This is a genomic window from Salinicoccus sp. CNSTN-B1, assembly GCF_054792835.1.
In genome coordinates this window covers 1,553,281-1,568,415 of the sequence record NZ_JBTWMN010000004.1, presented here as the reverse complement: position 1 = coordinate 1,568,415, position 15,135 = coordinate 1,553,281, and the positions used below count along the sequence as shown (strand labels likewise).

The 15,135-nt window shown below is 36.2% G+C and carries 13 protein-coding genes, 1 pseudogene and 1 riboswitch; of the genes and pseudogenes, 12 read left to right on the top strand and 2 right to left on the bottom strand.

Annotation, left to right across the window (positions count from 1 at the left end):
- Positions 1-2: 2 nt before the first annotated feature.
- Positions 3-842, bottom strand: coding sequence for an aldo/keto reductase (locus tag ACYF68_RS09280; RefSeq protein ID WP_461046516.1), 840 nt, complete (start codon positions 840-842; stop codon positions 3-5).
- Between the two features lie 290 nt (positions 843-1,132).
- Here ACYF68_RS09280 and ACYF68_RS09275 point away from each other — a divergent pair, with 290 nt between their 5' ends.
- The 7 genes from ACYF68_RS09275 (at position 1,133) to ACYF68_RS09245 (ending at position 7,843) form a co-directional block, all read left to right on the top strand.
- Positions 1,133-1,630, top strand: a complete 498-nt coding sequence (locus ACYF68_RS09275; protein ID WP_461046515.1) for an RrF2 family transcriptional regulator — start codon at positions 1,133-1,135, stop codon at positions 1,628-1,630.
- Positions 1,631-1,664: 34 nt separating this feature from the next.
- Positions 1,665-1,898, top strand: coding sequence for a DUF896 domain-containing protein (locus ACYF68_RS09270; RefSeq protein WP_461046513.1), 234 nt, complete (start codon positions 1,665-1,667; stop codon positions 1,896-1,898).
- 30 nt (positions 1,899-1,928) lie between these two features.
- A complete protein-coding gene (locus ACYF68_RS09265) occupies positions 1,929-2,921 on the top strand; it encodes an LLM class flavin-dependent oxidoreductase (protein ID WP_461046511.1) in 993 nt (330 codons plus the stop codon).
- 75 nt (positions 2,922-2,996) lie between these two features.
- A complete protein-coding gene (locus ACYF68_RS09260) occupies positions 2,997-3,482 on the top strand; it encodes a SprT-like domain-containing protein (protein WP_461046510.1) in 486 nt (161 codons plus the stop codon).
- Between the two features lie 213 nt (positions 3,483-3,695).
- Positions 3,696-4,949, top strand: a complete 1,254-nt coding sequence (locus ACYF68_RS09255; RefSeq protein ID WP_461046509.1) for a DNA cytosine methyltransferase — start codon at positions 3,696-3,698, stop codon at positions 4,947-4,949.
- 49 nt (positions 4,950-4,998) lie between these two features.
- Positions 4,999-6,576, top strand: a complete 1,578-nt coding sequence (locus ACYF68_RS09250) for an AAA family ATPase (protein WP_461046507.1) — start codon at positions 4,999-5,001, stop codon at positions 6,574-6,576.
- The gene (locus ACYF68_RS09245; protein ID WP_461046505.1) at positions 6,569-7,843 is read left to right on the top strand and encodes an LlaJI family restriction endonuclease; all 1,275 of its coding nucleotides are present in this window, start codon (positions 6,569-6,571) and stop codon (positions 7,841-7,843) included. Before ACYF68_RS09250 ends, ACYF68_RS09245 begins: the two co-directional genes overlap by 8 nt.
- 32 nt (positions 7,844-7,875) lie before the next feature.
- On the opposite strand, the gene ACYF68_RS09240 is transcribed toward ACYF68_RS09245, so the two are convergent.
- Complete coding sequence (locus ACYF68_RS09240) at positions 7,876-8,835, bottom strand: IS30 family transposase (RefSeq protein ID WP_461046503.1); 960 nt, start codon at positions 8,833-8,835, stop codon at positions 7,876-7,878.
- A 188-nt stretch (positions 8,836-9,023) separates the two neighbouring features.
- Positions 9,024-9,126: riboswitch (SAM riboswitch) on the top strand.
- A 59-nt stretch (positions 9,127-9,185) separates the two neighbouring features.
- On the opposite strand from ACYF68_RS09240, the gene ACYF68_RS09235 reads away from it, so the two are divergent.
- The 5 genes and pseudogenes from ACYF68_RS09235 (at position 9,186) to ACYF68_RS09215 (ending at position 15,071) form a co-directional block, all read left to right on the top strand.
- Positions 9,186-9,788, top strand: a complete 603-nt coding sequence (locus ACYF68_RS09235; RefSeq protein WP_461046501.1) for an ATP-binding cassette domain-containing protein — start codon at positions 9,186-9,188, stop codon at positions 9,786-9,788.
- 252 nt (positions 9,789-10,040) lie between these two features.
- Positions 10,041-11,047, top strand: a pseudogene (locus ACYF68_RS09230) (IS256 family transposase).
- A gap of 499 nt (positions 11,048-11,546) precedes the next feature.
- Positions 11,547-12,470: a hypothetical protein gene (locus tag ACYF68_RS09225; protein ID WP_461046500.1), complete on the top strand. Its 924-nt coding sequence runs from the start codon at positions 11,547-11,549 to the stop codon at positions 12,468-12,470.
- Positions 12,471-13,345: 875 nt separating this feature from the next.
- Positions 13,346-13,735 (top strand): hypothetical protein, encoded by a 390-nt coding sequence (locus ACYF68_RS09220; RefSeq protein ID WP_461046498.1) that lies wholly within the window; start codon positions 13,346-13,348, stop codon positions 13,733-13,735.
- Complete coding sequence (locus tag ACYF68_RS09215; protein WP_461046496.1) at positions 13,698-15,071, top strand: hypothetical protein; 1,374 nt, start codon at positions 13,698-13,700, stop codon at positions 15,069-15,071. The genes ACYF68_RS09220 and ACYF68_RS09215 overlap by 38 nt, the downstream gene beginning before the upstream one ends.
- Positions 15,072-15,135: the final 64 nt, after the last annotated feature.

The window sequence follows — 15,135 nt, the reverse complement described above, 5'->3', positions numbered from 1 at the left end:
TATTATCTATTACCCGTGAATGTAGTAGGGTCCGGGCCATTGCGTTCATCTTTATTCAACTGGTTGATCCGACTGATCTGCGTCTTGCTGAGGGAGAAGCCGAATACGTCTATATTCTCTTCTATCCGCTCAGGTGTCACGGATTTCGGTATGGTGACGAGACCATGCTCTATATTCCAGCGGATGACCACTTGAGCGGGTGACTTGCCGGTTTCTTCCGCAATCTCATTGATGGTGTCGTCCTCAAGGATTTTGGCGTTCATTAATGGGGACCAGGATTCCATGATGATCTTGCGGGAATCGAGGTACAACTTCAAGTCGTTTTGGACAAGGTAGGGGTGATATTCCACCTGGTTGATGACCGGTTTTACATCCGTGCGCTGCAGCAATGTATCCATGTGCGAAACCATGAAGTTGCTGACACCAATATTTTTGACACGATTATTGTTGTACAGACGCTCCATTTCATGCCACGTCTCAATCATAAGGTCTTCATCGGTGCCTGGCCAATGCATAAGATACAGATCCAAGTAGTCTAACTGAAGATTTTCAAGGGATGTGTCATAGGCTTTCTCCACATTTCCAAGACCGTAGTCGTCAAGCCATAGCTTGGACGTCACGAAAAGGTCGGCACGCTCGATGCCTGCTTCCTTGATGCCTTCTTTAATACCTTCTCCGACACTCTTTTCATTCTTATAGATCATAGCTGTATCAATGCTGCGGTAGCCATTTATAATCGCATGTTTGACAGCATTCTTACAATCTTCCCCGTCTTCCACCCTGAATACGCCAAGCCCTATCTGCGGCATTGTGTTGCCATTATGAAACTCTACTTCTCTCATTTCCTAATCTCTCCTGTTCATGAAATTGTATCATCATGCCGTATTGATTGGACATATAAATATTTACCCACAATTTGGATTTAATAAAGAAAAAAGTGGCATCTTATTGTTATTGGGGGCAATTAAGTGCCATACGTTCATATGTCACATTCTTAAAAATCTCTTAAATATGACCAGTTGGATTGTGTGCCATTCAAGTCGTCATAGTTGAAGAGAATCCCTCCATCTGTTAAAGTACATTTCAAACCGGACAACAATTGTCCGATATAAGAGGAGGAAGTGGTGCTGCCGTGAAAATAAAGACAGGTGTTGAACAATCCGTCTATGCTGTCATTCTCCTCAATCTGCTACCAGAAGGCGCTGTGTTGCACAGTGAGGAAATCAGCAGACATATCGGGGCCTCGCCCAGCTATTTTCAAAAGTTGTTGAGAAGAATGGTGAAGGCAGACCTGATCAGATCCGTTCATGGCACTAAAGGCGGCTTCAGACTAAATCGCTTGCCGGAAGACATTCGGATATATGATATCTATACTGCGATTGAAGGCCGTCAGTCGCTCTACACATCGAGCGGCATCTTAGATAATATGATGGACTCAATCGAGGCGTCAGAGCAGTGCATATTGAGGGACACGATGAGTGAGGCCGAGGCATCCTGGAAAAGTGTGTTGAAGCGCGAGAATGTTGCCGACCTGACTGAAAAGCTCCGTGCCGGGAATTACAACGAACGTTTCAAAGTACTTGAAAAAGAACTGCAGAAAAGTTGCAGTGTGCAATATGAGCATATATAAAAAAGTAAAACTAATATGAAAGAAGATGTTAAATATGATAGTGGGACTCGACCGGATCAATGAACTGGCACAGAAAAAGAAACAGATAGGTTTGACGGCAACCGAACAGCAAGAGCAAAAGGAATTGCGCGAAAATTATCTGCGCCAATTCCGCGGACAGGTTCTCGATAATCTTTCAGGGCTTACAGTCATTGACCCTGTGGGAAATGATGTTACGCCAGAAAAACTGAAAAGGGAACAAGAGCTCAGCCGGTTACTCGATTACTAGGTCACCATATAAAGAAAGAAGGGTTATTCAATGAAATTAAGTGTATTGGATCAGGCGCCTGTAACTAAGGGCAACAACGGGAAGGACGCCCTCCATAAAGCAGAGGAACTGGCGGTATTGGCCGATTCCCTCGGATACCATCGCATGTGGATGGCAGAACACCATGGGCTTGGCACAGTAGTCAGTTCAGCCCCTGAGATTACTGCAGCCAGACTCGCGGCCAAGACCGAAAACATCAGGATAGGGACAGGCGGCATCATGATGATGCACTACTCACCACTGAAACTGGCTGAAGTATTCAAGACACTCAGTGCATTCTCCCCTGGCAGGATTGATTTTGGCGTAGGCCGCGCACCAGGTGGGGACGGCAGCGCCATGTATGCATTATCACAGGGCAGACGTCCTGAACTTGATAACCTTTATGAAAAGGTTGAAATAGCGCTTCAGTTGATCAACGATGAAACACCTGAAGGCAGACTTTATGGCTCAACACCAGCATTTCCTCAAAACGTTACCCTCCCTGAGGCATGGATGCTTGGTTCGAGTGGGAACAGTGCAGTAGAGACCGCTAAAATGGGTGCTGGGTATTCATTTGCCCAATTCTTCAATGGGGCATTGAGCCGTGAAATATTGGATGCATATAAGCAGAACTTTAAGCCGACCGATTTCATGGAGCAGCCAGAAATCAATGTATGCTATATGGTGACGACTGCAGAAACACGTGAAGAAGCGGAATTCCAGGCACTCCCTCAAGATATTGCAGGACTCATGTTGTCACAAGGCAGGATAATGCCACCCCTTACACCCGAGGAAGCACAGGACTATCCGTTGACGGAAATGGATAAAATGAAGATAGAGCAACGCAGGCCACTCCATATCGTCGGTTCGGCAAAAGAAGTTGCAGACCAGCTGAAGGAAGAACAAGAAAGATATGGATTCGATGAGGCGATGATCGTCAGTATTCCACACTCCCAGGAAACCAGATTAAACGTCTATCGTCTCTTGGCAAAAGAATTGCTGTAGAATGAAAAGGGTCAGGATATTTGATATCCTGACCTTTTATCATTTCCAATCAAGATTGAAGGAAGGCTTGTACGTATGACCCAAGAAGAACTCAAATATTATGCACATGAATTTTTAATGGGTAAATTCAACATAGAACTTAATATTCCCATCCGAATCTCAAAGCGCATGACATCGAAACTTGGAGCGTTTCGCCTCAAATACATACAGGGCAATCGCCAGAAGGTCGATATGGAAATAATCATGTCGCACAACTTCATTGCCCACAATACTGAACAGGTCATTTTGGATGTCCTTTACCACGAGTGTGTGCATTATGCGTTATTTATTAAAGGCCAGCCATATAAAGACTCCGATCCAGAATTTGTAGAAACACTGAACCGTTTAGGCGTATCTCAGACACGCACCCATCAATTCAAAGGGCGCCGTCATCTATATGAATGCAAGAAATGCAGGTATCAATTCAGCAGAAATATGAAGGGGTATGAGAAGCGGTATGTGTGCTGGAAGTGCCGGGGGAGGTTTAGTTATGTGAAAAAATTTAATGAGGATAGGAGCTAAAATTAAAATGAGTAAAGTGAGGTTAAAAGTTCAGTGTTTCTTGTATGCGGTTTGCTTTTATAATTTATTTGAATTAAAAGGTAAATTTAATAAGATCCATTAATAACCCCTTTATTTTAATTGAATCATTCATATGCTAAGCTAAGTAGCTAGAATATATTATCATTATAAGTTAGAATAGAAATAATAAGTTGTGGAAGAAAGGTGGGGGTTATGCTTAGATTAGCTACTGTTTTTAGTGGTATAGGAGCCGTTGAACACGCCCTAGATAGGATGAATATCCCTCATGAGATTGTTTTTGCATGTGATAATGGGGATAGAGAATTAGACCTCGATGAAACTGAAATTGAAACTTTAATAAGCAATCGCAATACTGTACATGAGAGGAAAAAATTTATTGACAAACTATATAATCAAAATAGGAAAACTAATTTTGTAGAAAAAAGTTATTTTGCAAATTATAACATCAATAAAGAAAACTTTTACCAGGATGTCCGTTTTATAGAAGGCAAACATTATAAAAATGAAGTCGATTTATTTGTTGGGGGAAGTCCATGCCAATCTTTTTCAATGGTAGGTAAAAGGGGTGGATTTTCTGATACGAGAGGGACATTATTTTACGAGTTTGCACGTTTGGTAGATGAAATAAAACCGAGGGTATTTATATATGAGAATGTAAAAGGTGTTATAAACCATGATGGTGGAAATACTTGGACAATTATGAAAAACGTGTTTGAAGAACTAGGATACAAATGGCATTATGAAGTCCTAAATGCTAAAGATTTTGGTATACCTCAAAATAGGGAACGTTTGTTTGTTGTTGGATTTTTAAATAATGAAGCTGATTTTAAAATGCCTTCCCCAATTCCTTTGAATCTTAAGATGCAGGATTTACTACTAGACAATGTGGCTGAAAAGTATTATCTCGGTAAAAAAGGAATAGACTTTGTAACGAAAGAGAAAAATATCAAAAAGCAATATACTCAAATAAATGGTGACATTATGTTATGTCAAAAAGCTAATCAACAATTTAATTGGCATGGTGATTTTATTTTTGAAAAATTCGACTATGCAAAAGTAGAGGGAGAAGATGTTCCAGAAAAGTATTTCTTATCAGAAAAACTAGTTAATTACGTTTTAGCAAGCGGCACTAAAGATTTCTATTCAAGACCGGAAATAGATTTAGATATTGCAAGACCTTTATTATCTACTATGCACAAAATGCACAGAGCTGGAGTGGATAATTATGTTACAACAAAAGGAAGAATAAGAAAATTAACTCCAAGAGAATGTTTGAGACTAATGGGTTTTTCTGATGATTTTAAGATAGTAGTATCAGATACTCAAGTCTATAGACAAAGTGGCAACTCCATTGTAGTAGATGTTCTAATGCACATATTGAAAGAAATATTAAAATCAGAAGACATAACCCAAAAAATTGAAGAACAACTTATATTGGATTTGTAAACCTTCTTAACTTAAGAAGGTTTACAAATATTTAAAAGGAGCTTTTATAATGGAAAGTATAAGACCATCTATCCCGAGTTACTATACAACAACACCTATGAAGTTTAAAAAAGTTGGTAAGCAGACTTCAAGTGGAGGAGCAACAATTTTTCTAACGCAGACTCGTGCAAACTATTCTACATACGAAAATTATTTTAATGATTTTAGTGATGACAATACATACAAAGTTGATATTGAAGGTTTAAAAAAATATATGTTTACAGTGAAATTTGAATATATTCTAAATATTATTCCTCCTGATGGACTAGAGTATAGTGGCGAAGTTACTTTAGATTATTGGAAGAAAAAGTTAGATGAATTGAAGCAATGTGATGAGAATAGGTTAAATATTAATGTGGAAAAACATATGGCGTCCAATGGAAGATTTTATATACGCACTCAAAATATACCTGATCAAGAACCTATTGTAACTCTTATAAGAAGTATAGTCGTCCCAGGAGTCAGTCAAATGGAGATAACTAGAGAGGAGACCGATGAAGAAAATAAGTTCATTTATTTTTTTAGGCCCGTTCTTACAGAAGATTTAAATAGTCATTTAAATTATTATAGTACTAGAGAAGATGTATTCGATAGCGAAGAATTTCCAAGTGAACCTGGAAAAAATTTGATTATATATGGTGCCCCTGGAACAGGGAAAAGCAACGAAGCTAACAAAATTTATTTTAATAAGAACAGTACAAGAGTAACTTTTCACCCAGAATATACATATCATGATTTTGTAGGGAGTTTCAGGCCTGAACCTTTATACAAAAAGGTAAGTAATCCGAATTATAGTCTTCTTACAGTAGATGGAGAAGAATTTCAAAAAGGAGAACCTTTAATTAATTATCAATTTGTTCCAGGCCCTTTTACCCTAATACTAGAAAGAGCATTAAAAGCAAAAAAAGAGAATTCTTCTGAGATGTTTAATTTAATAATAGAAGAAATGAACAGAGCTAATGCGCCAGCGGTTTTTGGAGATTTGTTTCAATTATTAGATCGTGATTCATTTGGTGAAAGTATATACTCGGTATCAAATTTAGAAGTTTTAAAATACTTGAGAAACTCAGATGTCCTCAACCAAGATGACAAAGAATTTAAATTACCTTCTAATTTAAATTTAATCGGTACCATGAATAGTGCTGATCAAGGTGTATTCGTAATGGATTCAGCTTTTAAGAGAAGATGGATATTTAAATATATGCCAATAAATTTAAATGAAGCAATTCACAAAAATGAATTAGTACCATATAATAATCAGTTTGTTAGATGGCATCAATTTGTTTCAAAAATAAATAATATGCTAGCAACTTTAGGTATACGAGAAGATAGACATATTGGCCCTTACTTCTTAAAACCAGGTGAACCCCAAAAAGCTGAAATGATATCAGATAAACTTTTGATGTACTTATGGGACGACATATTTAAAATGCAAAAAAGTAGTTTCTTTGCAGATGAAATAACCACTTTGTCTCAATTAATTAATGATTATAATTGTGGAAAACCCGTTTTTAAAATTGATTTTGAATTTTTAGAAGAGGAAGAACATGAAGAATTAAGTAACGAAAGAGATTATGAGAATGAATAACTATATATTTTCAGAAGAAAATTATTATCTGCATTGTTTTGTAGAATTGGAAAAATACGAAAAATATGAATATTACGATTTATTAGATATGAGTTGGTTTGAAGAGGGACTGTGTATCCTTAAAGAAGATAAGCTTATTTTTTATTGTACTGGAGTGCTTATCAATAAAAACATAATCTATATAATTTTCCCTAAGGGATATTCATTAGCGGATGATACAGATATATTAAAAAAACATGCTAAAATTTTAATGAGAACTATTAATAAGTATCAGGAGAATTTATTACCACATTTAAAAACAGAATTTTGGGAAGGTGTAGGAGACAATTCTAATATACTTTCCGCTGCAATGTGGTTGATTGAGGACTTCGAAGCAAATGGTTTGATTCAATTTAGAGAAATAGAAAATAATATTAATTCGAGTAATAATATTAATTGGTCTAGGACCATTAAAGAATCTTACCCAACTATATCGAATGGGCAGCCAATCTACTTAGATTTAATAACTAAAAATCACAAACAGATAAGTCATCAGATAGAATTGTTACATCGATATGCTATTTCTAAAAGTATCAAAAATTTCGGATGGTTTTTAGGAGTTACTGATTCATATATAGATGATGTAGAATTAAATATTGATATAAATCAATTAATTTATCTATTAGACATGGAAATAAATAGAAGTTATGAAGAGCGTAGGCTTATTTTGCTTTTAAAGTTAAAAGAATTTCTATTAGGAGTCGGAAAAAATAGTATTGGAAATAATTTTAAAATTATAACATTCAATTTTCCGTGGATATGGGAAGATATTTGTAGAAGTATATTTAAGAATGACTCTGATGATACTCCAAAAATGCCTAAGCCATACTGGGAAGTATCCGGGGATATCGCTGAAACTTCTCAAATACCTGATATAATGCTTCGTGAAGATGAAACACTTTATATTCTCGATGCTAAATATTATACAATAAAGTATGCACCGAGAAAATTGCCAGGATGGTCGGACTTAGTAAAGCAATATTTTTATAGACACTCTTTAATGGATAAAGAAAGTGAGATTGTAAACGTTTTTATATTTCCAGGAAGTACGAATGATGTGATTAGTTACTTAGGCTACTCCTCTGTCAAGGATCAATTAGATCTAGGTGTTATTGAAGGGTACGAACTAAACATTATTGAAGCAATGAGTGTATACATAGGGTCTAAAAACGAGATTGATATTAGAAAGAGGCTAATTAACAATATAAAAATTAGAAATCCAAATTAAACAAAGTGGTGCATTTATAATATTTTCGTTTGTCAAAATAAGCTAGACAGTTCCTTGTCACCCATGTAACTCAAAAAGACTTCCAACGGTGTACGGTAGTCCAATGATTTTCTTGGGATATGGTTTCTTCTGGCGGCAACCGATGAGGTAAAAGCTTGGTCGACCGTGTTGAAATCCATATCTTTAGGCAGGCCATCCCTTCTGAGCAATCCATTTGAATGTTCATTCAACCCTCGCTGTGATGGTGTGCCCGGATCGGCAAAGTAGATGGATAGATCATTTCGATTACTCATCGACTGCCAGTTGGAGAATTCTTTACCACAGTCGAAGGTGATCGACTTGAACAGGTTTCTAGGCATCTCTTGGCACCATGTATTAATGGCAGCCTCAATATCCAGTGCGGTTCTGCCTTTGGGTTTCAAGGTGATAATGGCTTTTGACAGGCGCTCGACCAGCGTGATGACGGCACTCTTGTGACGGACACCGACGATGGTATCGCCTTCTAGGTGACCGAATTCTTCATTGAAAGAGGGATAGTCATCTGCTCTTTCAGAGATATTTCGCCTGAAGGTCTGTCGGCCCCGGCGTTCCTGGTGCCCATTTGGTTTTCGCTTGCCTTGCATCGGCAATGTGGCCGCATCAAAAATGTCACGCTTGAACATCCGGTACAGCGTACGAATTGAACAATCAATCCGCATTTCCTGCCGACCCACAATGACATCCGGCGTCCAGCCCTGAGCCACCTGCTTTTCAATATACGCCTGTTGGTCGGCTGGCAGGACAATCCGTTTTCTACCACACCGCTTTTTGTTTTCTTGATAGCGCTGGTAATAGTCCAACGCAGTGTGCCCGTCCCTGAGATATGCGATGACATTATGAACCGTCTGACGGGCACGTCCAATCCGTTTCGCAATATGAGAAATCGGTGTGTCGTGATGGAAATGGGCTTCTATGATTACCAGTTCATCCGTGGTAATATGGGTATGGGTCATGCATGATCACTCCTATGATTTCTTTGGTCGGAAAACCATTTTGAGTGTATCATGCGTGACCTTTTTATGTGTCTAGCTTAATTTTACAATCGGCGACATTTAAAACTTTGTTCTATTAGAAGATTGATTATTTTAAAATATTGACAATTCATTTATCTAGAGTAAAGTGAAATTCATTCAATTAAATACATTTATCTAGAGAAGTGGAGGGATTGGGCCCTATGAAGCTTCAGCAACAGGCTGTTATGGCACTGTGCTAAATCCTACAAGCTGATGCTTGGCAGATAGATATCTTTAAGCCATTTGCATTTAGCAGATGGCTTTTTTTATTAAAAAAAGGATGTGGTGGCGTGGCTATTGAAATTACCGATGTCTCTAAAGAATATTTTGTTAAAGGGGAAAGGATAGAAGCTTTGAAAAAGACGACCCTCTCCATTCGTGGGGGTGAGATCTTCGGTCTGATCGGTTTCAGTGGGGCGGGGAAGAGTACCCTGCTGCGCCTGATCAACTTGCTGGAGCAGCCGACTACCGGCAGCATCAATGTTAATGGAACAGACTTAGGCAAGTTGGCTGGGAGGGACCTGCGTATAAAACGTCAGAAGATCGGCAAGATATTCCAGCAATTCAATCTGATTGAAACTAAAACGGTCTATCAGAACATAGAATTTGTGTTGAAGGCGAGCAGTTACGATAAGAAGAAGGTGCCATCGCGTATTGAGGAGCTGCTGGCGCTTGTGGGCTTAGGCGATAAGATGGACAGCTATCCTAAAAATTTGAGTGGCGGACAGAAGCAGCGTGTCGGTATCGCGCGGGCGTTGGCCAATGATCCCGAAGTGCTTTTATGTGATGAGACGACGAAGATGATTTTGAAACCGCTAAAGGGATATGAGAAGCGGTATGTGTGTTGGAAATGTCGGGGAAAGTTTAGTTATGTGGGTATAGGAGAGGATTAAAATTATTGAGAGCATAATTATTTTCTGATCAAATTAATATTGTAATATACCCATGGCCTTTTAAAGAGAGTGTAAAATAGTTTGTGTAAATGAATAAATAGAAAAAGGGTGTCCTTTTCTTGTAAGATTAAGTTACTAGACCGAATCTAAGAAAAGCGGACACCTCTATGAATCATTTTACATCAGATATTATTCAAGCTCTAGTAAAAAAGGAGATGTCACAGAATTCTTCCCCAGCACCTGGAAACGACGGTGAACTCATTGCTTAAAACCGAACTGACTGCGTTCTTGGATTATGAAAGGTATGACCGCGTGGGTTTCAATCCCGGGAACTCCAGAAACGACGCCTATTCCCGCACCCTACATATAGAATACGGGGGCCTAGAGATCGCCATCCCCCGGGACCGGAACGGAGACTTCAAGCAACAGACTGTTGCGCCCTATAAGCGCTCCAATGACACACTGGAATCCTTTGTCATCCACATGTTTCAAAAAAGGGTGACGATATCTGTGATCTCTCATCTGATTGAACGGATGTATGGGAACCACTATACGCCCAGACCATTTCAAACATGACTCAGGCGGTCACAGAAGAGGTGGCGATATTCCGCCAGCGATCATTATCCGAGCGGTATGTGTGTATCTGAATGCGACATTCCTGCCTGTAAAAGAGGGACGATTTCGAAAGAAGCTGTCTATATCGCTGTGGGCATTCGAGAAGATAATTCCAAAGAAGTCCTGGCTTATACCGTCGCGCCGACCGAATCTGCCCATGTCTGGAAGGAATTGATTGAAGCCATTCATGCACGGGGCGTGTCGGACGTCCTGCTCTTCATTTCTGATGGACTCACAGGCATCAAAGACAGTATTCTATTCATTCGGTGTTTTCAAAAGCGAAATACCAGACGTATTTCATTCACGTTGCACGCAACATTTCTCACAGGGTTCGTGTATCGGACCGCAAAGAAATCTGTGAGGACCTGAAGTCCTTGTATTGTGCCACTGACAAAGCAGACGCTTAGCAGGCTTTGGACGCGTTTACCGAGAAGTGAAAGAAATCTTACGCCAAAATCACGCAATCGTTGAAAGCCAATCCGAATCTGTTCACTTTTTATGATTTCCCCGAAGCAATGAGGAGAAGCATCTACGCCACAAACCTGATTGAGTCATTCAATAAGCAGATCAAACGGTACAGTAAGCGCAAAGAGCAGTTTACGAACGCGGACGCCCTTGATTGTTTTCCTGGTCACTCAATTTGAAGCATATAACCAACGATTTGCGACACGGTGCCATATTGGTTTTGACCAGGCCCGTGCAGAATTAGCTGAAATGTTCAGCGGATAATGCACACTACATGAACAGGAATGCCTTCATTTATACATAATTATTGACAGTCTCTTAACCTAAAACCTATGTCAAAATAAAAAGGATAATATAGCTAAATTAAATCAATATGAGGTTAATAAAATTTATTAACTTTAATATACTTTCAAATTTATGATTTGAAGACTAATTATAAATTCAAGAACTTGTGTTTAATTCAAAGGAGGTCATTAATTTTTGAATTTTGTGTAATTTAAAAATTGGTATATACTAAATATAATTAAAGTAGAGAAAAGGTGATTTCGATAGTTAATGTAAGGGTAAAATATTATGATAGTACAATGGATTATCTGAGTAAATCAGAAAATAAGTCTAAAGCATATTCTAAAAGTATTAGAAAAGCTGATCTTTATCGACATTCCGTGATGATGGGGGATGTCTAGAAAGTCTCCGGACAAAAGTGGTGTAATATTTTATGCAAGATTAATCGATATGTCTTTAAAAGAAGAAAATAATAATTATTATAAAGGTTATAGTTATAAAATAGCTGAAACTTCTAATAAAGGTAATATTTCTTTTTATATTGGAATGATTATTTGCAGATTATTCACTGAAAAAAAATACAATATTAAACGTGTATATCATCTAAAAGACGTTAGGTTAGCGGTCACTAGCACGACTGGCCAAGCTCCGGATTATTTTGGCCTAAAAGGTAACATTGCATATCTATTTGAATGTAAAGGATCAAGTGCAGAAAGATTTAAAAGAGATGTTATCGAAAACGCGAAAAACCAGTTAGAATCTGTATCTAAAGTTATACTAACATCTCATAAAAATAAACAAACCAAAACTAGCTGTACTTCTTTTAAAAGACAAGTTTTTTTAACTAAATTTAATAATAATGATGAGTTAGTAGTGGAAGATATTGATCCAAAAGAGAACAAAGGTGAAAATAAAATAGAACTTAATATAACTAGAAGCTACATTTACTATTATAATAATATAGTTGAGATTTTAATGGATAATAGAAATTTTAATGAAACACATTATGGATTAGATTACACTATGGTGGAGTTAGAAGGTTTCAAAATTGGTTTGTTAAGCAATTTCTATGAAATTATAAAACATCATCTTATAAATCATGTAAACTTTCAAGACCTAGAATCTAATAAATACTTATACGATAATATAAACAATGAAGAATTAAGTAAATATGAAAAGAACATAAACAATTTAGAAGAAGTTATTGAAGATCTTGATAATAAATACGAAACAGATATTCAAACCTTTAAAGAAAAAGTTGAAAAAGGAAAACAAAATATATCAGTCGGATTAGACGGCACATTATTAATTATATAAAGGTTTTTAAATTAGGAAAGATTATATATATTAAATTCATTAGTCTAGTATATCCTATGCCATATTCGTCGATTTTAAAAATAAGTTAGACACATAAAAAAAGTCACACATGATACACTCAAATGATTTTCCGACAAAAGAAATCATAGAAGTGATTATGCATGGCCTACACTCATATTGCCACGGACGAACTGATGTTTATATAAGTCCATCACACATCCCCAGTTCTTCAGATTGTGAAATGACTTTGCCACGCCTGGCAGACAGACTTCTAGCGTAACATCTCTAAAAGAACGAATGACTATCCCACATTAATAATGAATTTGGTCACCTGGAGGCGGGCATCATTAGCAGTGTCCGATGCAAGAATGCCCTTATCATGGTAGTTGAACATCTATCAAAAGCCATCATCACATTAAAACCCGAAGGTAGAGAAGCCTCGGATATTGAGCCTACCATTAATAGATTATGTCAAAAGATGCCTAGAAATCTATTAAAATTTTTCACTTTCAACTGTCGCAATAAGTTCTCCAACTAAGAGTCTATGAGCAATCGAAATAATTTGTCCATCTATTTTTATCGGTCCGAACACAGTATCACAGCTGAGACTGAGTGAACCCTGAAATGGATTGCTCAGAAGAGATGGTTTGTCTAAAGAAATGAACTTCAAAACAATCCATCAAGTTTTTAACTCCTTGGCTGTAGCCAGAAGAAAACATATCCCAAGAAAATTATTGAAGTATCAAACATTATCAAAATTTTTAAGTTATATGGGTGAGAAAGAACTGTCTAGCTTATTTTGACAAAAAATATAATCTATATAACTCTTCTAGTGTATGCTTTATTAAAATATAAGAGAATTAAGAGGTGTAGAAATGAGTCGTGTTTATTTCAAGGAATTCATAAAAAGATATCATACCCAAAAGCCTGATTCATATATGTTTATACTTTGGTCTGTTTATAAAAATATAGAAGAAAAAGGGAAATTAAGTAATAAAATAAAAGAAGAATTAAGTGATTTTGAATTAAATGAAACAGAGCTTAATAAAAAAATAATTATAGGAAAAAGAATACTGAGTAGAATCACGACAAGTCAAAAAACATTTGAACAGGCTAGTTATCCCTCCATTGAGTCAATACAAATTAGTGACTTTAGAGGATTTGGGTCATTAAGTGAGGAGGATAGTGGTATTTATATGCCTTTAGACAGACGAAAAAATATCTTTTTTGGACCAAATGGATCCTGGAAAGACTTCGTTTTGTGAAGCTTTTGAATACAAACTAACTTCAAATGTTAAAGAAGCAAAAAGAAGAAATATAAAAGTTAATAATTACATTAAAAGAAATAATAAGAAACCAAATGTCAGAATAAACTTTCGTGATTCAGAATTTTCAGCAAGTAATCTTTCTGAAATGGAAAAAGAATACTATCAAATATGCTTTGTTGAAAAAAACAGGTTACAAGAATTTGCATTATTAGGATCAAGAGACACAGGGGTTAAGGAGCAGGATATAATAGCTAGTTTGTTGGGGTTAGAGGAGTTAGATAATTTGGTTTCCTCATTTGTTATGCCAAAAAGTTTCGATCTTACTCCTTTATTAAAAAATGATTGCAAAACAAATTTAGAAAATCTTCGCCATGAAAATGTTGCGAACTTAACATTAAAGGAAGATAAGGAAAAAGAGTTACAAAATATAAAAGATTTAATCTATAAGAAGTATCGTATTAATCCGTCAGAATTAGATGATTTAATTGAAGCTCAAAAAAATAATTATGAGAGTAAAGAAAAGGAAATAGATGTGTTAAAGCATAATAAAATTGTAGATCAAGATTATGAAACAGCTGAACGGGAGATTAATAAAGTAGTAACAAAGTATAAGCGATATGAAAATCTGGCTAAAAAGTTTACCGAAGAAGTTTTAAAAATAAATCACATATCGTTTTACGAAAACTTAAAAAGCATTTTTGAAGATCAACAAAATGAAAAATGTCCTGCATGTGAGACTCCTATAAAAAGTACTAATGTTCATCCATTGCAAAAAGCAGAAAAAGAGTTAGAACATTTAAAAGATATAGTTGACCTCGAAAAAGAGAAAAAAAAATTAGAAGCAGATTTAAATAACGAATCTTACGAGATTATTGCACGCTATGTTAACGGTTATAAAAACAACTCAGAATCCTTCGAAAATCTTAAACAAGAAGAATTGGAGAATTTACTATATTATTTGAATGAAAAGGATGGTTATTATAATCGTATAAATTACATAAAAATATTTCTAGATAATCTAAAGAAAAACTCAACATCTATTACAAATTATTTCTCAGAGCTAAAAAGAGTTATTGAAGAGGTTAAACAGGGAGAGACAGTAATCAAAGAATTAAAGAAGAGCCTTTCTGAAATAAATAGTAAGATAACTGAACTAAATACTTATAAAACACAATTAGAAAGTGCTGAATATAAATTAAAAGGATTGGAAAGTTCATTAGAAGATTTTACAAATAAAGAAAAACATTTAAAGCAAGAATTTAAAAAGAAGAGAAACATAATAGGTTTCTTAAAGACATCATGGTGGAATATCAACATTTTTATCGCGATATAAATCAATTTAAACTAGAATTAGAACGTGAAAGGATTGAAGATATTGAGGGAAAATTCTAAAGTAT